Genomic DNA, 17,543 nt, shown 5'->3' with positions numbered 1-17,543 from the left:
ACTGGTACGTCCCGTTCCGGGACAGTGTTGCCCGGATGCCGCCGCCGGACGCCGTGACCGGGGCACGGGTTGAGAGGGGCGGGGTTTTCCACTACATTATGGGGGCGTCCGGCGCCGGGGCGACATGGCGGCGCGCTACCAGGAGGATACCGTTCTGTCCGAACGTGTTGATGCGGGCGCAGAACCCGCAATTGCAATGGCCTCAACCACCGAGGCCGGTGCTTTGGGGAGCGATGCGATGCTTGCGCTCATCCTGTCCTCGCTCGACGACGACAAGGCCGAAGACGTCGTGCAGGTCGACCTGCGCGGGAAATCGTCCGTGGCCGATTACATGGTGATCGCCACCGGGCGCTCCACCCGGCAGGTCGCGTCGATGGCCGAGAAGCTGATGGACCGGGTGAAGGCGCGCAGCGGCGAGTCGCTCCGGGCCGAAGGCATGGAAACCGCGGACTGGGTGCTGATCGACGCGGGCGACGTGATCGTCCACGTGTTCCGCCCCGAGGTGCGCGACTTCTACCAGCTCGAGAAGATGTGGCTGCCGCAGGGCGAGAGCGCGCGGGTCGTCGGCTCCGCCTGACGGGGTCGCATGCGCATCACCATCGCTGCCGTCGGGCGCCTCAGGGCCGGCCCGGAAGCCGAGCTCGTGACCGATTACCTCACCCGGTTCGACCGCAGCGGCCGCCCGCTGGGCCTCGGCCCCGCGCGGGTTGCCGAGGTCGATGACCGCAAGGGCGGCGGCATGGCCGGCGAGGCGCCGCTGCTGCGCTCCGCCATGCCGCAGGGCGCCGCCCTCTGGGTGCTCGACGAGCGCGGCCGCACGGTCGATTCCCCCGATTTCGCCGACCGCATCGCCCGGCTGCGCGACGATGGCACCCGCGATCTGTGCCTGATGATCGGCGGGGCGGACGGGCTCGACCCGTCCTTGCGCCAGGAGGCGGATTTCGCCCTGTCCTTCGGCAAGATGGTCTGGCCGCACATGCTGGTGCGGGTGATGGTGGCCGAGCAGCTCTACCGCGCGGCTTCGATATTGGCGGGGGCGCCGTATCATCGCGCCTGAGGCGCGTTAAATTAGAATCTGCCTGAGGCGCGTTAAATCCGCCTGAGGCGCGCTAACTTAGAAAATGTGCCTGAGGCGCGCGTCGGGCACAAACTCTGCCCTGCGTGCTGAGATATCTTCTCCCCCGAGAGCCCGCAGCCCTTAGCCAAAGGCACATCGGCCCTTTGGCCGTCGTGCCGCCATGGGCCTGCGCCAAAGCCGCGCCGGTTGTGCCCCCCGCAGGACGATCCCCGCATATCCCCCTGCCGCACCAGCACCTTGCCCTTCGTCCTTCCCCGGCGCGACTTGCCCCGGCGCGGATGGAGGTCTAGGACTGTGCCCGGACCCTCCCACATCCGGAAAGGCGTTTTCATGACCGTGCCGAAACCCGTCGTTCTCTGCATCCTCGATGGCTGGGGGCTGAACCCCTCGCGTGAGGCGAATGCCGTGGCCCTTGCGGACACGCCCAATTTCGACCGGGTGATGGCCGAATGCCCCAACAGCACGCTCACCGCGCACGGCCCCGCCGTGGGCCTGCCGGAGGGGCAGATGGGCAATTCCGAGGTGGGGCACACCAATATCGGCGCCGGGCGCATCGTGTGGATGGACCTGCCGCGCATCGACAATGCCATCGAGGAGGGCGGTTTCGACGATAACGAGGCCCTGCAGGCGCTGATCGCGAAGCTGAAGGAAACCGGCGGCACCGCGCATGTGGCCGGGCTCGCCTCGCCCGGCGGGGTGCACTCGCACCAGCGCCACATGGCGCGCGCGGCCAACGTGATCGCGGCCGCGGGTGTGAAGGTCGCCGTGCATGCCTTCCTCGACGGGCGCGACGTGGCGCCGAAGAGCGCCTCCGAGCAGATCGCCAAGCTGGAGGCCGATCTCGACGGCCCCGCCCTCGCCACGCTCTGCGGCCGCTTCTTCGCCATGGACCGCGACAAGCGCTGGGACCGGGTGCAGGCCGCCTACGAGGGCATGGTCGAGGCGAAGGGTCATGCGGAGCCGGACGCCGCCGCCGCCATCGCCGCTGCCTACGGTCGCGGCGAGACCGACGAGTTCGTCGAGCCCAGCATTCTCGGTGGCTACGAGGGCATGGCCGACGGTGACGGCCTGCTGTTCATCAACTTCCGCGCCGACCGGGCCCGCGAGATCCTGCTCGCGCTGCTCGACCCCGGGTTCGACGGGTTCGAGCGCGCCCGGGTGCCGGCCTTCGCCGCCACCTGCGGCATGGTGGAATACTCCGACGCGCTCAATGCCTTCATGCCGGCGATGTTCCCCTCGGTGCCGATCGTGAACACCATCGGCGCCTGGTGCGAGAGCCACGAGCGGACCCAGTTCCGCCTGGCGGAGACCGAGAAATACCCGCATGTCACCTTCTTCCTCAACGGCGGGGTGGAGACCCCGGCGAAGGGCGAGGACCGCTACATGGCCCCCAGCCCGAAGGTGAAGACCTACGACATGGCCCCCGAGATGTCGGCCGCCGAGGTGACCGAACAGCTCGTCGGCGCCATCCGCGGGCAGAAGCACGACCTCATCGTGGTGAATTTCGCCAACCCCGACATGGTGGGCCATACCGGCGACCTCGACGCCGCCATCCGCGCCTGTGCGGCGGTGGACAAGGGCGTGGGCGCCGCGCTGGAGGCGCTCGGCGAGGTGGGCGGCGCCATGCTGCTCACCGCCGACCACGGCAATTGCGAGGTGATGGTCGACCCCGAGACCGGCGGCCCCCACACCGCCCACACGCTCAACCCCGTGCCGGTGGTGCTGATCGGCGGGCCGCAGGGGGCGAAGCTTCGCTCCGGCGGCAAGCTCGGCGACCTCGCGCCCACGCTGCTCGCCCTGATGGGCCTGCCCCAGCCGGAGGAGATGACCGGGGAAAGCCTGATCGCGTCATGAGGCGGGCCCGCGCCTTCGCGCTCGGCGCGGCGGTGCTGCTCGGCTGGGCGGGGGCCACGGCGGCGCAGGAAGACCCGATCGGCCAGGCCGGGCGCGCGGCCGACAGGGTGGCGGCCGCCGCCGCCGGGCTTGCCGCGGCGCGCGGGGCGGACAACCGCCTTGCCGCCTACGGCCAGGCGGTGCAGGCCTACGAGGCCGGGCTCGCCGCGGTGCGTGACGGGATGCGCGCGCTCTCCGGCCGCGTGGCGGAGCTGCAGGCGCGCATCGACAGCCGCAGCGACGAGCTTTCCAACATCCTCGGCCTGCTGCAGATCGTCGAGCGCTCGCCCACCCCGGTGCAGCTGCTGCACCCCTCGGGGCCGCTCGGCGCGGCGCGGGCGGCGCATCTGATGGCCGATATCTCGCCGGCGCTCGAATCCGAGCTCATCCAGCTCCAGACCATCCTCGCCGAGATGGAGGCGCTGCGCGAGAGCCAGGAGAAGGCGCGCGAGACCCTGCGCGCCGGGCTCGCCGGGGTGCAGAACGCCCGCGCGGCCCTCGCCGAGGCGATGAGCGCGCGCAGCCCCGGCCCCGCGCCCGACCCGGGCGAGGCGGAGGCCCTGCGCTCGGGCGCCATCTCGCTGCGCGACTTCGCCCAGACCCTGCGCGACGCGCCGGGAGGGGGCGTGGCGGACAGCCATTTCGCCGCCGCGAAGGGCAGCCTGCACCTGCCGGTGGCGGGCAGGCTGCTGCGCCGTTTCGGGCAGAAGGACGCCTCCGGCCTCGCGCGGCCGGGCATCATCCTGCAGGCGCCGGCGCATGCCATCGTCACCACGCCCTGGCGCGCCACGCTGCGCTACGCGGGCGAGTTTCTCGACTACGGCGAGATCGCGATCCTCGAGCCGCAGGAGGGCTACCTGCTCATCCTCGCCGGGCTCGGCAGCATCGACCGCCGGGTGGGCGAGGTGCTGGAGAAGGGCGAGCCGGTGGGCACCCTCGGGGGGTTGCAACCGGACGCTGAAGAATTTTTGATCGACGGCACGGCAGGAAACCGCGAGATTCGGTCCGAAACCCTTTATATGGAACTCAGGATCGACGGTGAGCCCGTGGACCCCACGACGTGGTTTGGTCTCGCACCGGAACAGGAAGGATCACAATGAAGAAGTTCGCCTTTGCCGCCATCGGTGGCGCCTTGGCGGGGGCTGTCGTCACCACGCAGTTCGTGGTTCCGGTGGTTGCCCAGGAGAACACCGACCAGAAGAGTACCTACGAGTATCTGGACCTGTTCGGCGACATTTTCGAGAGGGTTCGCTCCTCCTATGTCGAGGATGTGAGCGACAAGGAGCTCATCGAGGCCGCGATCAGCGGCATGCTCACCTCGCTCGACCCGCATTCCTCCTACCTGCCGCCGCAGGATTTCGACGACATGCAGGTGCAGACCAAGGGCGAGTTCGGCGGCCTCGGCATCGAGGTGACGATGGAGAACGGCTTCGTGAAGGTCGTCTCGCCCATCGACGACACGCCGGCCGCCGAGGCGGGGCTCGAGTCGGGCGACTACATCACCCATCTCAACGGCGAATCCGTGCTGGGCATGAACCTCACCGACGCGGTCGACCAGATGCGCGGCCCCGTGGGCTCCGAGGTCAAGATCACCGTGGTGCGCGAGGGCGTGGACGACCCGTTCGAGGTCTCCCTGGTGCGCGACACGATCAAGATCCGCGCCTCGCGCGCCCGGCTCGAGGGCGACGTGGTGGTGCTGCGCGTGACCACGTTCAACGAGCAGACCTACCCGCAGATGGAAGAGGGCATCCGCGAGCAGGTGGAGAAGGCCGGCGGCCTGGAGAACGTCTCCGGCTTCGTGCTCGACCTGCGCAACAACCCCGGCGGGCTGCTCAACCAGGCGGTGGCCGTGTCCGACGCCTTCCTCGACAAGGGCGAGATCGTCTCCACCCGCGGCCGCGACCCGCAGAACGGTGACCGCTACAACGCCACCGAGGGCGATCTGACCGGCGGCAAGCCGCTGGTGGTGCTGATCAACGGCGGCTCGGCCTCGGCCTCCGAGATCGTGGCCGGCGCGCTGCAGGACCACCGCCGCGCCATCCTCATCGGGGCCAAGAGCTTCGGCAAGGGCTCGGTGCAGACCATCATGGCGCTGCAGGGCGAGGGGGCCATCCGCCTCACCACGGCGCGCTACTACACGCCCTCGGGCCGCTCCATCCAGGCGCTGGGCATCGAGCCCGACATCCTGGTGGAAGAGCGCACCATGCCAACCCAGGAAGAGGAGCAGCCGCCGGCGGGCCGCTCGGAGGCAGACCTGCGCGGCTCGCTCGCCAGCGCGCTGACCGATGAGGAGCGCGAGCAGTTCGAGGCCGAGCGCGCTCGCGTGGAAGCCACCGCGAAACTGCGCCAGCAGGACCTGCAGCTCGCCTATGCGCTGGACGTCCTGAAAGGCCTTTCGGTCATCCGGCCGGAGCAGTAATCTCTGCCCGCGGAGGGGGGCCGCGCGCCTCCCTCCGCAGGCCGAACTGCCGCTCCCGGAAGGACCGAAGATGACCCAGCTCACCGCAGACCAGATCGCCGCACTTCCCTACAGGCCCTGCGTGGGCCTGATGATCGTGAGCCGGGACGGGCGCATCTTCGCCGGGCAGCGCATCGACAACCCCACCCCCGCCTGGCAGATGCCGCAGGGCGGGGTGGACGACGGCGAAGACCCCCAGGACGCCGCCCTGCGCGAGCTCTGGGAGGAGACCGGCATCACCTCCGACAAGGTGGAGATCCTCGCCGAAACGCGTGACTGGATCCCCTACGACCTGCCGCACCACCTGGTGCCGCGCCTGTGGAAGGGCCGCTACCGGGGCCAGAAGCAGCGCTGGTTCCTGCTGCGCTTCACCGGCAGCGACCACGACATCGACATCGAGACCGACCATCCCGAGTTCAGCCGCTGGACCTGGCTCGAGCCGGGCGTGCTGCTCGAGAAGATCGTGCCCTTCAAGCGCGACACCTACCGCCGCGTGATCGAGGAATTCCGCGACCTCGTCGGCTGAGCCGCGGCGCGCTGCCTGGGCCGCGCCGCCCCCGGGGGCGCCCCTGCCGCGGCCGGGCAGGCTCCCCCGCCTCTTCGAACCCTCGTCCGGGCGCCCCCCGGCGCCGCACTGCGCCCGGCGTGTTCGCATCCCGGCACTCAGCCAAAATCCCGACCCGCCCCCATCCCGGGGCCGCCGCGGCACGCTCGCGCGCCGGCGCCCCCGGCCGGCCGGGGGCGGATGCCCCCGTCACGCGCGGTCATCGCGGCGCTTCGGCCTGCCGCGCGGGCAGGGCAGGGCCGGGTGCCGCGAGCCATCGCTCGGGGCCGGCCGAGCGGCGTCGGCCCCGGGGCCGGCGGGCGTGGCAGACGGTCTCCCGAGCGGCCTGCGGGCGCGGCGCAGGGTGTCGGCCGGCTGCGTATCTCCCGGCTTCGCGCGGTCGGGGAAGATCTGCGGAACGGGCGGGCCCCGTCCGCGCGCCTGCGTGCCGCGCCCTTCGCCCCGGCGGTGCAGCGACCGGGGGGCCCGCCGCCGGCCCGGAGGCGCGGGGCCCGCGCCGCTGCCGTGCCCTGCACCGCGTGGCGCGGGCGGCGGGGCCGTCGGCGTTGGCGAAACCTCTTGACGGCCGGCCGCGCGCGCTGGTCGATAGACGGCATGCCCGGTGCCGTCCGGGCCGGCTCTGCCCTCCTGCCATGCGGATCGCGCCATGACCCCAGACGTCCCGGCCCCTGCCGAAGCTGCCCCCGATGTCCCCCCCGACGCCCCAGCCGAGGCGGGCGAGGCTCCCCGCCTCAGGGACTGCCCGAACTGGCTCTACCTGCTGCGCGAATACGAGGCGCTCTACCGCCATGGCTCGGCCGGGGGCAGCCAGGCCATCCGCACCCATCGCAAGAAGGTGCGCGACACGCTCTCGGCGGTGATCGCGGCCAATCCCCCGGTGCTGGCGCGCGCGCCTGCCGTGAAGCCGGTCACCGAGCATTTCGCCCGGGCGCTCGACCTCGGCGAGCGTGGCGCGATGCAGGGCATGGCCCGCGCCCTGCGCGAGATCCGCGGGCGCCTCACCTGGGAATACGGCTACGAGCGGGTGCCCAGGGCGCTGGCGCGCAAATATGCCTATTGCGAGGTGCTCGGGCCCCGCGGGCCGGTGCTGGCCGAGACGCTGGTGCTCGGCTTCGTGCTCTTCGCTCCCACCACCACCTACCCCCAGCACAGCCACCGCGACATCGAGGAGAGCTACGTCTCGGTCGCCGGTGCCTGGTCGGAGAACGACGCGGCGGTGTATGCGCCGGGGTCTCTGATCCTCAACCGGCCGGAGCACGAGCACCGCATCACCACCGGCGATCTCGACCCCTGCCTGCTCGCCTATGCCTGGACCGGCCAGCGCGAGCGCCTCGCCGCCCCCGGAATGGTGCTGACCCCGAGCCGCCGGGCCCGGGCCGCCCGCGCCGGCTGAGGGCCCGCCACCGGGCGCGCCCGGCCCGTCTTTGCCGCCCGCACCGCGGAATGGCCGCCCGGAGGGAGCGTGCCGCCGTCGGCCCGGGGCCTGCCCCCCCTCCGCCGGCGCGTCGCCGTCCGGGTGCGGGGGCGGCCCGGGGCCTCGCGGACCGCCGGGCCCGCACCGGCGCGGCTTCAGGCCGGCAGGCGGGCGGGCTCCCAGAGCGCCAGAACCCGCTCGAGCAGCGCGGCGAAGGCGGGCTCGGAGAGCATGTGCCCGCCCTCCAGCCGGTGCAGGGTCACCTCTCCGGCGAGGAAGGCGCGCCAGCCCTCGGCGCCCTCGGCGCTCACCAGATGGTCCTGCGCGCTCACCAGCACATGCGCGGGGCAGGCCGGAGCGGGGCCGACGGGCCGGGGCACGTGGGTTTCGCAGAGCCGGAAATCATGGCGCAGGATCGACTCGAACAGCGCCATCGCCTCGGCATTGGCGAGGATCTCCGGCGGGGTGCCGCCGATGCGGCCGAGCTCGGCGCGGAAGGCCGGTCCGTCGAGCAGGTGGATGGGAGACTCGCCCTCCAGCATGCGGTCCGGCGGGTTGGAGCCCAGCAGGAACAGCGCCTCCGGCCCGGGGCAGCCGCGCGCCAGAAGCCGGCGGATGAGCTCGTAACCCAGCACTGCTCCCATGGAATAGCCGAAGAGCGCGTAGCGCGGCGGCAGGGCGGGGGCCAGTTCGCCGGCGAGCTGTTCGGCGAGGGCGCCCAGGCTCTCGGGAAGCGGCTCGCCGAAGCGGGCCTCGCGGCCGGGCAGGGCGAGCGGGCGCAGCCGCACCCGGCCGGCGGCGGGCGTGCGCCAGGCGCGGAACAGCCCCGGCCCGGCCCCGGCGGGCGGAAGGCAGATCAGCTCGGGCAGCATCGGGCCTCCTCCCCTCATATCTCGACCCGGCGCAGGCCGGGCGCCGCGGCCTCCGGGGCGCGGGCGGCGGTGCGCAGGGCGTCGAGGTGCTCGGCATAGGCCGCCAGCACCGGGCGCTCGAAGAGGGCGGTCACCGGCAGCCGGGCACCGAAATCGCGCCGGAGCGCGTTCGTTACCCGCGCCGCGAGCAGCGAATGGCCGCCGAGCGCGAAGAAATCGTCTTCCAGCCGCGGCCCGGGGTGGCGCAGCACCTGCGCCCAGGCGGCGGCGACGGCGCGCTCGGTCTCCGTTTCCGGCGGGCCGCTGCGCGAGGGCGCTGCCGGGCGCGGGGCAGGCGCTGCCTCCTTCCCGGGTGTCCCCGCGGGCAGAAGGGCGCCGAGCTCCGCCTCCGGCGCCTCCGCCAGCCGGCCGAGCATGGCCCCGAGCGCGCGCAGCAGCGCCTCGGGCCCCGGCGCGCCGGGCGGCAGGCCGCGACTGCGCGCGGTGACGGTGAGGCCCCGCGCCCCCTCCGAGGCCATCACCGTGAGCGGGTAATGCGTGCGCTCGTCGAACCGCGCGCCGCGCAGGGTGAGCGGGCCCTCGGCCGGGGCGCGCACGGGGTAGTTCTCGAACACCAGAAGACAGTCGAAGAGCGGGCCGTGCCCGGCCTGGATGCGGCGCAGCCCGGGGAAGGCCTGCGCCTCCGCCTCGGCCCGCGCGCGCTGGAGGGCCTGCAGCCAGTCCCCGGCACGCTCCCCGCGCCCGGGGCTCAGCCGCAGCGGCAGGGTGGTCACGAAGAGCCCGACCATGGCTTCGGCGCCGGGCAGGTCTGCGGGCCGCCCGGAGGCGCTGGTGCCCAGCACCACCTCCGGCCGCCCGCAGTGCTGCGCCAGCACCAGCCCCAGCGCCCCGGTGACCAGCGTGTTCGCCGTGAGCCCGCGGGCAGAGCGCAGCGCCTTCAGGGCGGTGGCGAGCGCCGGCGGGCAGTGCCATTCGGCGCTTGCGTCTTCTGCCTCCGCGGCGGGTGGCCCGGATGCGAGCAGCGTCGGCCGCACCCCCTCCAGCCGGTCGCGCCAGAAGGCGAGGGCGGCGGCGTGGTCCTGCCGGCGCAGCCAGCCGATGTAGTCGGAATAGGGCGGCGGGGCGGTGGGCTGCGGCGCCCCGCCGGTGGCCCCCAGCACCTCGCCCAGCAGCAGCCCGGCCGACCAGCCGTCGAGCACCATGTGGTGGTAGCGCAGCACCAGCGTCGCCCGCCCGGCGTCGCGCCGGATGAACTGCAGCGCGATCAGCGGCGGGCGGCGCAGGTCGAAGGGCATGGCCCGGTTGGCGGCGAGCAGGGTGTCGAGGCGCTCCGGGCCGTCCTCGCCCCGCCAGTCGAGCACCTCCCAGGGCAGGGGCGCGCTGTGGCGCACCACCTGGAAGGGCGTGTCGCGCTCCTCCCAGTGCATCGAGCTGCGCAGCACCGGGTGGCGGGCCAGCGCCGCCTCCCAGGCCGCGCGCAGGGCGGTGCCGTCACCCGCGCCCTCGAGCTCGAGCGCCACCTGGGGCATGTAGAGCCCCGCCGCGCCGCCTTCGGAGACGGCGTGGAACAGGAGCCCCTCCTGCATGGGCGAGAGCGGGTAGATATCGGCGATGTCGCGTCGCGGGTCGGTCATGCTCGGGTCCTTCACAGGCTGCGCAGCAGCGCGTCGAGCTCGTCCTGGTCGAGCTCCATATGGGGGAAATCGGCCGGGGCGGGGCCGGGGGCGGCGCCGTCGCGCGCAAGGCTCACCAGCGCCTCGAGATGGCGCAGCTGGGCGGCGGCGAGGGCGGCCACGGTCTCCGCCCGGTGCAGGGCGGGGGCGTGGATCCAGCGCAGGCGCAGCCGGCCGCCATGCACCAGCGCCTGCAGGTCGAGCAGCGCGTCGCGCGGGTTCTCCGGGGCCTGCAGGGGGCCGGGGCTCTCGGGCGCGGGGGCGAAGAGCGGCGTGCCGCTGCGGGCGCCGAACAGGCTGTCGACCTGGCCGAGGTAGTTGAGCCGGGCGAGCACCGGGCCCTCCGGCTCCGGCAGCTCTGCGCCGCGCAGGTGGCGCAGCACGCCGTAGCCCATGCCGCCCTGCGCCGGCGCGCGCATCTGCGCACGCACCGCCGCGAGCACCTCCGCCGGCCCCGCGCCGGGCGCTGCCTCCAGCAGGGCCGGGCTCAGCGCGGTGAACCAGCCGACGGTGCCCGAGAGATCGGCCGCGCCGGCGGGGTCGTCGCGCCCGTGGCTCTCGGTCTCGATGCGGAACAGCGCGCCCCCGGTCGCCTCGCGCAGGGCGAGGGCGAGGGCGGCGGCCAGCATCTCGTCCACCCGCATGCCGCGGGGGCTCGCGGCCTCGGCAAGCAGCGCCTCGGTGAGTTCGGGCGAGAGGGCCTGCTCGATGCGCGCGGCAGCACCTTCGGTGTTCGCGCCGCCCGGCCCGTCGGCCGGCAGCGTGGCGACAGGGGCGGCGCAGACCTCGCGCCAATGCGCCTGCTCGGCGTCGAAGGCGGGGCTGCCGGCGAGGGCGGTCACGAAGCGGCCCGCATCGGTGCCGCGCGCCGGCGGCGGCAGCGGCGCGCCCGCCGCCAGCGCCGCGCAGCAGGCCTCGAGATCGGCGAGCAGGATGCGCCAGGACACGCCGTCCACCACCAGGTGATGCGCGGCGACGAGCAGGCGCTGGCCCTCCGCCCCGAGATCGGCGAGCACGGCACCCCAGAGCGGCCCCGCGCCGAGGTCGAACCCCGCCTGCAGCGCCTCTGCCGCCTGCGCGAAATCCGCCGCGTCGCAGGGCGCGGGCAGCAGGGTGAGGCGCGGCGCGCCGCCCTCGGGCAGGTAGTGCTGCTGCCAGCCGGAGGGGCCGCGGCGGAAGCGCGCGCGCAGCGCGTCGTGCCGGGCGGGCAGGGCGCGCAGGGTGGCCTCCAGCAGCTCCGGCGCCACCGGCCGGGTGAGGCGCAGGACAACGGCCTGGTTCCAGTGCTCCGGCCGGGGCAGGTCGCGCCCCAGGAACCAGCGCTGCACCGGGGTGAGCGGCACCGCGCCGTTCACCGGGCCGCCGGGCGCCGCTGCCACCGTGCCCGCCGCCGCGGCTAGGGCGGCGAGTTTCGGGTGCAGGAACACGTCGCGCGGGGTGAGCGCGAGCCCCGCCGCCCGGGCGCGGGAGACGAGCTGGATGGCGAGGATCGAGTCGCCGCCCAGGGCGAAGAAATCATCCTCCCGCCCCGGCGCGCGGCCCAGCAGCGCCTCCCATTCCAACGCCAGCGCGGCCTCCGGCCCGGGGCGCGGCGGCTCGGCCGGGGCGTGCTGCGCCGCCGGTGCCGGGGCCGGCAGGGCGCCGCGGTCGAGCTTGCCGTTGGGCAGGCGCGGCAGCCGCTCCAGCACCGCGAAGAGCGTGGGCACGAGATGGCCCGGCAGGCGCGCGGCAAGCGCGCGCTCCAGCGCCGCCGCCTCCGCGCCGCCCTCCACCCAGGCGGTGAGCCGGGTGTGGCCGGAGGCATCGGTCCAGGCGTCGACCACGGCGCCGCTCACGCCGGGCAGGGCGCAGAGCGCCGCCTCGGTCTCGCCCGGCTCGATTCGGAAGCCGTTGAGCTTGATCTGCCGGTCGGCGCGGCCGAGGCAGGCGAGCGTGCCGTCCGGCCGCCAGCGCGCCCGGTCGCCGGTGCGGTAGAGCAGCGGCGCGCTGCCGTCACGGTCGAACGGGTTGGGGCGGAAGCGCTCGGCGGTGAGGCCGGGCTGGCCCTGGTAGCCGCGCGCCACCCCCGCGCCGGAGAGCCAGAGCTCCCCCGGCATGCCTTGCGGCAGCGGGCGGAGTGCTTCGTCGAGCACATGCGCCTGCGTGCCGGCGATGGGCCCGCCGATGCCGAAGGGCGCGCCCGGGCCGGGCACCGGCGCGCCGGTGGAGTAGGTGGTGTCCTCCGAGGGGCCGTAGAGGTTCCACAGCCGGGTCACCGTGCCGGTGCGCAGGATGGCGTCGGCGAGGGCGGGGGGCAGCGGCTCGCCCGCGAGGCAGACGGTGGCGGCGCGGGCGGGCAGCGGGCCCAGCCGCATCAGCTCGGCCATCGGCGTGGGCACGGCGTTGATCAGCGTCACGTCATCGGCGAAGGGCGCCTCGGGCAGGGCGAAGATGTCCTCGACCATCAGCACCTCGCCGCCCGTCGCGAGCGGCGCGAAGATCTCGAATACCGAGAGGTCGAAGCACACCGAGGTGGCGGCGAGCACGCCGGCGAGCTCGGCCGGCGAGAACACCTCCGCGCACCAGCCGAGGAAGGCGGCCGCGTTGCGGTGCTCGATGGCCACCCCCTTCGGCCGGCCGGTGGAGCCGGAGGTGTAGATGAGATAGGCGAGGTCCTGCGGGCTGCCCGCCGGCTCCGGCGCCGGGGCGTCGGGCAGGCCGGCGGGGTCGAGCGCGGGCACGCCCGGCGCGGGGCTGGCCGAGCCGTCGCCCAGCAGCAGGGCGAGGCCCGCGTCTTCGGCGATATGGGCGATGCGCGCGGCGGGGTAGCGCGGGTCGAGCGGCACGTAGGCCGCACCGCTCTTCAGGATGCCGAGGAGGGCGCAGACGAGGCCCGCCCCCCGGGCCATGCACAGGCCCACGCGGTCTCCCGGCCCGATGCCGCGGGCGCGCAGGGCGTGGGCAATGGCGCCGGCTCGCGCCTCCAGTTCGGCATAGGTGAGGTGCTGCGTGCCGTCGCGCAGCGCCGGCGCGTCCGGCGTGGCGGCGGCCTGTGCGGCGACGAGCCCGTGCAGGGTTGCCTCCGTGCGGCCGCGGCCGGTGTCGTTCCAGATATCGAAACGTGCGCGCTGGGCGGCGGGCAGGGCATCGAGCCGGCCGAGCGGCGTGGCGGGGGCGGCGGCTGCCTCCTCCAGCAGGGTCACCAGCGCCTCGGCCATTGCGGCGACGGAGCCGGGGGCGAAGAGATCGGCGCGGTAGTCGATCCGGCAGGCGAAGCCATCGCTGCGGTCGCGCACGTGCAGGGCGATGTCGAGCTTGGCATCGCCGGCGGGCAGCGGCATCGGCTCCCAGTCCATGCCTTCGGGCCGGGGCAGCGGGGCGGCCCCGGCCTGCCAGGCGAACATGGCCTGGAACACCGGATTGTGGCTCCAGCTGCGCGGCAGCTCCAGCGCCTCGACCATCTGCTCGAAGGGTAGGGCCTGGCGGGCGAAGGCGGCGAGCACCGTCTCGCGCACCGCCGCGAGGGCCGCGCCGAAGCCCTGCGCCTCATCGGGGGCGAGGCGCAGCGGCAGGGTGTTCACGAACATGCCCGCCACGCCCTCCAGCGCGGGATGCGGGCGCTCGGCGACCGGGGTGCCGATCACCACGTCGCGGCTGCCCGCGTAGCGGCCGAGCAGCGCGCCCCAGCCGGCGAGCAGCGCCATGAAGGGCGTCGCCCCCGCCTCTGCCGCCACCGCGCGCAGCCGGGCGGAGAGCGCGGGCGACAACGCGAAGGCGTAGCTGCCCGCCGCGGTGCCGGCCCGGGCGGGGCGGGGGAAATCGGTGGGCAGCTCAAGGAGCGGCGGCGCGCCGGCGAGGGTCTCGCGCCACCAGTCCCGCTCCTCGCGGAGGTCCTGCGCGCGTTGCCAGGCGGCGAAATCGGCGTATTGCAGCGGCAGCTCGGGGAGGGTTGCCTCCGGATCGGCGCAGAGGATGGCGAGCTCTCGGCCCAGCAGCTCGAGCGTCAGCGCGTCGCCCGCGATATGGTGCAGCGTGAGGGTGAGCGCATGCGCGCCCTCCCGGTCGCGCAGCAGGCGCAGGCGCAGGGGCGGGGCGGCGGCGAGATCGAAGGGCGTCGCGGCCTCGGCGGCCACGGCCTGCTCGAGGTCCTCCACCGGCTCGGCGGCGAGGGCGGCAGGCGCGGCGTCTTCCACGATCATCACCGGGGTGCCGGCCTCCTCGGCGTAGCGGCCGCGCAGCACCTCGTGGCGGACGCGCAGGCGGTCGAGCGCGCGGGCGAGGCGGGGGATGTCGGGCGCCCGGCCCAGCCGCAGCGCCACGGGCATGTTGTAGGCGGCACTCTCGGGCTCCAGCCGCGCCAGCGCCCATTGCCGGGCCTGCGCGAAGGAGAGCGGCAGCGGCCGCCCGCGCGGCAGGCGCGGGATGTCGGGCGCCGTGGTGCCGGCCCCGGGCTTGAGCCGGGCGGCGAAATCGGCGAGCACCGGTGCCTCGAAGAGCGCGCGCAGCTCCGGCGCGGTGCCGCTCTCGGCGCGCAGCCGGGCGAGCATGCGGGTGGCGAGGAGGGAATGGCCGCCGAGGTCGAAGAAATGCCCGTCGCGGCTCACGTCCTCCAGCCCCAGCAGCTCGGCCCAGAGGGCGGCGAGCCGCACCTCCGCCGCGCCCTGCGGGGGGGTGGAGGCCGGGGCGGCGGCGGGCGAGGGCAGGCGCTTGCGGTCCACCTTGCCGTTGGCGTTGAGCGGCAGCGCGTCGAGCGCCATGAAGCGCGCCGGCACCATGTAGCCCGGCAGCCGGGCGGCGAGGGCGGCGCGCAGCGTGGCGGGCTCCACCGGCGTTGCGGCGCTGTACCAGGCCACCAGCATGCCCTCGTCCTCCGGCGCGGGCCGCCAGAGCGCCACCACGGCCTGGGTGACCTCGGGCAGGGCGTTCAGCGCCGCCTCGATCTCGCCGATCTCGATGCGGAAGCCGCGCAGCTTCACCTGGAAGTCGAGCCGGCCGAGGTAGATCAGCCGCCCGTCCGCCAGCCGGCGCACCGCGTCGCCGGTGCGGTAGAGGCGGCGGGGCCCGCCGGGCAGGGCGACGGTGCGGAAGGCCCGGCCCGTGAGGTCGGGCCGGCCGAGGTATCCGGGGCTGAGGCCGATGCCGCCGATCCACAGCTCGCCCGCCACGCCGGCGGGCACCGGGCGCAGGTGGCGGTCGAGCACGTGCAGCTCGGTGTTGGCGATCGGCTGGCCGAGGGGGACGGGCCCCGCCGCCTCCGCCGGCCCGATGCGCGCGGCGGCCGACCAGATGGTGGTCTCGGTGGGGCCGTAGAGGTTCCACAGCGTGCCGCGCCCCTGCAGCAGGCGGGTGGCGAGCCCGGGGTCGAGCGCCTCGCCGCCGCAGAGCATGGCGAAGCCCTCGGGCGCCTGCCAGCCGCCCTCGGCGAGCAGCCGCCAGGTGGCGGGCGTGGCCTGCATGTGCGTGGCGCCGCTGTGCGCCAGCAGCTCGGCGAGGGCGAGGTCGTCGCGCGCCTCCTCCGACGAGGCGACCACCACGCGGCCGCCGGCGAGCAGCGGCATCAGCAGCTCCAGCGTGGCGATGTCGAAGGCGGGCGTGGTGACCGCGACGAGCGTGTCATCCGGCCCGAAGCCGGGGCGGCGGGCCATGTCGGTGAGCAGGTTCACCAGCGCGTCCTGGCGCACCGGCACGCCCTTGGGCCGGCCGGTGGAGCCGGAGGTGAAGATGGCATAGGCGAGCCGGTCGGGCCCATGCGGGCGGGGCGGGGAGCTCTCCGGGGCGTCGCCCGCCTCCCAGGCTGCGAGATCAATCACCGGGCAGGGCGCGTCGGCGGCGAGGCCGGGGAGAGTGGCGGCGGCATCGCGGGTGAGCAGCAGCGCGGCGCCGCCATCCTCCAGCACCATGCGCAGGCGCTCCTCCGGGTGGCCGGGGTCGAGCGGGATGTAGGCCGCGCCGCATTTCAGCACCGCGAGCAGGGCCACCACCATCTCGGCCGAGCGCGGCAGGGCGATGGCGATGCGCGGCTGGGCACCGCCCTCGGGCAGCGCTGCGGCGAGGGCATGGGCGAGCCGGTTCGCCGCGCGGTCCAGCGCCGCGTAGCTCAGCGCCGTCTCGCCCGAGCGCAGCGCCTCGGCGGGCCCGCGCGCCGCCGCCACGCGCTCGAAGAGCGTCGCCACGTCATCGCCCGGCAGGGGCGTGGGGGCGGGCGTGTCGGCGGCAAGGGCGGCGTGGTCGGCGGGCGAGAGCATGTCGATGCCGGCCATAGGCGCCTGCGGCGCGCGCACGAGCCCGGAGATCAGTCGGCAGAACAGCTCCGCCCAATGCGCCACGGTCTCGGCGCGGAACAGGTCGGTGTTGTATTCGAAGACGCCGGTGAAGCGCTCGCCCTCGTGCATGTCGAGGCTGAGGTCGAAGCGCGCGCCGCGGTTGGGGAAGGGCAGTCCCTCCAGCTCCAGCCCCGGGGCGGAGAGCTTCGGCGCCCCGGTGTTGTGCAGCACGAACAGCGCCTGGAAGAGCGCGTTGTGGCTCAGGCTGCGCGGCACGCCGAGCGTGTCGATCACCTGCTCGAAGGGCACATCGGCATGGGCGAGGCCCTGCATCACGCGGGTGCGCACCTCGCCGAGCAGGGCGGTGAAGGGGGCGGTCTCGTCGGGCCGGGCACGGAAGACGAGGGTGTTCACGAAGAGGCCCACCACGTCGTGCAGCTCCGGCCGGTCGCGGTTGGAGATGGCGGAGCCGACGCAGACCTCCTCCTGCCCGCTCAGCCGGTGCAGGAAGAGCTGGAAGGCGGCGAGCAGGACCATGAAGGGTGTGGCGCCTTGCGCGCGCGCAAGGCGGGTGAGCGCGGCGGAGGTCTCCGCGTCGAGGGCGAAGCCGTGCCGCGCGCCGCGGAAGCTCTGCGCCTTCGGGCGGGGGAAATCCGCCGGCAGGGCCAGCAGCTCCGGCGCGCCGGCGAGCGCCTCGCGCCAGTAGGCGAGCTGCGCCTCGGGGGTGGCGGCGGTCTCGCGCTGGCGGGTGGCGTAGTCGGTGTAGCTCACGCCCAGCGGCGGCAGATCGGTGCCGGCGTAGAGGGCCAGCAGGTCGCGCAGCAGCACCTGCAATGACCAGTAATCCGCCACGATGTGGTGGAGGACGAGCGCGAAGACATGCTCCTGCGGCCCCAGCCGGAAGAGCCGGGCGCGGAAGGGCGGGCCGGATTCGAGGTCGAAGGGCTCGGCGGCCAGCGCGTCGAGCCGGGCGGCGAGGGCGGCGGAGCCGGTGGCGGGCGCCTCCACCTCCAGCGGTGCGGCGGCATCCGTGCCGACCACCTGCTCGGGCGTGCCCTCGGCCTCGCGGATGCGGGTGCGCAGGGCCGGATGGCGCGCGACCAGCGCCGCAAGCGCGGCCTGCAGCCGGTCGGTGTCGAGCGGCCCGCGCAGCCGCACGGCGGCGGGGATGGCATAGGCCGGGTTGCCGGGCTGCAGCCGGTCGATGAGCCAGAGCCGCTGCTGGGCGAAGCTCAGCGGCCGGGGCCGGGCGCGGGCGGCGCGCAGCCGGGCGATCAGGCCGGCGCGCTCCGCGGCCGAGAGGCTGGAGAGGTCGGGGTCGGTCAGGGTCACGTGCGGGTCTCCTCGC

The 17,543-nt window shown here is 74.7% G+C and carries 10 protein-coding genes; 7 read left to right on the top strand and 3 right to left on the bottom strand.

Annotated features, from left to right (window positions below):
- Window positions 1-196: 196 nt before the first annotated feature.
- From rsfS to D3P35_RS16465, 7 genes are all read left to right on the top strand, one after another.
- Window positions 197-577 (top strand): ribosome silencing factor, encoded by a 381-nt coding sequence (rsfS, locus tag D3P35_RS16495; RefSeq protein WP_118135846.1) that lies wholly within the window; start codon window positions 197-199, stop codon window positions 575-577.
- Window positions 578-586: 9 nt separating this feature from the next.
- Complete coding sequence (gene rlmH, locus D3P35_RS16490; RefSeq protein WP_118135845.1) at window positions 587-1,057, top strand: 23S rRNA (pseudouridine(1915)-N(3))-methyltransferase RlmH; 471 nt, start codon at window positions 587-589, stop codon at window positions 1,055-1,057.
- A 351-nt stretch (window positions 1,058-1,408) separates the two neighbouring features.
- Window positions 1,409-2,932 carry a 2,3-bisphosphoglycerate-independent phosphoglycerate mutase gene (gene gpmI, locus D3P35_RS16485; RefSeq protein WP_118135844.1) on the top strand — a complete coding sequence of 508 codons (1,524 nt, stop codon included), beginning with the start codon at window positions 1,409-1,411 and terminating at the stop codon, window positions 2,930-2,932.
- Window positions 2,929-4,071 carry a murein hydrolase activator EnvC gene (locus D3P35_RS16480; RefSeq protein ID WP_118135843.1) on the top strand — a complete coding sequence of 381 codons (1,143 nt, stop codon included), beginning with the start codon at window positions 2,929-2,931 and terminating at the stop codon, window positions 4,069-4,071. Before gpmI ends, D3P35_RS16480 begins: the two co-directional genes overlap by 4 nt.
- On the top strand, window positions 4,068-5,390 hold the full coding sequence (locus tag D3P35_RS16475; RefSeq protein WP_118135842.1) for a S41 family peptidase: 1,323 nt from the start codon (window positions 4,068-4,070) through the stop codon (window positions 5,388-5,390). Before D3P35_RS16480 ends, D3P35_RS16475 begins: the two co-directional genes overlap by 4 nt.
- Before the next feature lie 70 nt (window positions 5,391-5,460).
- Window positions 5,461-5,955, top strand: coding sequence for an RNA pyrophosphohydrolase (locus tag D3P35_RS16470; protein ID WP_118135841.1), 495 nt, complete (start codon window positions 5,461-5,463; stop codon window positions 5,953-5,955).
- Between the two features lie 685 nt (window positions 5,956-6,640).
- Window positions 6,641-7,387 carry a dimethylsulfonioproprionate lyase family protein gene (locus D3P35_RS16465; protein ID WP_118135840.1) on the top strand — a complete coding sequence of 249 codons (747 nt, stop codon included), beginning with the start codon at window positions 6,641-6,643 and terminating at the stop codon, window positions 7,385-7,387.
- A gap of 176 nt (window positions 7,388-7,563) precedes the next feature.
- Here D3P35_RS16465 and D3P35_RS16460 read toward each other — a convergent pair whose 3' ends face one another.
- The 3 genes from D3P35_RS16460 to D3P35_RS16450 are packed head-to-tail and all read right to left on the bottom strand — an operon-like array spanning window position 7,564 to window position 17,527.
- Complete coding sequence (locus D3P35_RS16460) at window positions 7,564-8,280, bottom strand: thioesterase II family protein (RefSeq protein WP_157982180.1); 717 nt, start codon at window positions 8,278-8,280, stop codon at window positions 7,564-7,566.
- Between the two features lie 14 nt (window positions 8,281-8,294).
- A complete protein-coding gene (locus tag D3P35_RS16455) occupies window positions 8,295-9,914 on the bottom strand; it encodes a condensation domain-containing protein (protein WP_118135838.1) in 1,620 nt (539 codons plus the stop codon).
- Between the two features lie 11 nt (window positions 9,915-9,925).
- Entirely contained in the window at window positions 9,926-17,527 is a 7,602-nt protein-coding gene (locus D3P35_RS16450; RefSeq protein ID WP_198670662.1) for a non-ribosomal peptide synthetase, read from the bottom strand.
- Window positions 17,528-17,543: the final 16 nt, after the last annotated feature.

Source organism: Oceanicella sp. SM1341, assembly GCF_003448965.1.
In the GTDB taxonomy this organism is placed as follows: Bacteria; Pseudomonadota; Alphaproteobacteria; order Rhodobacterales; family Rhodobacteraceae; genus Paroceanicella.
This window is presented reverse-complemented; position numbering and strand designations above follow the sequence as displayed.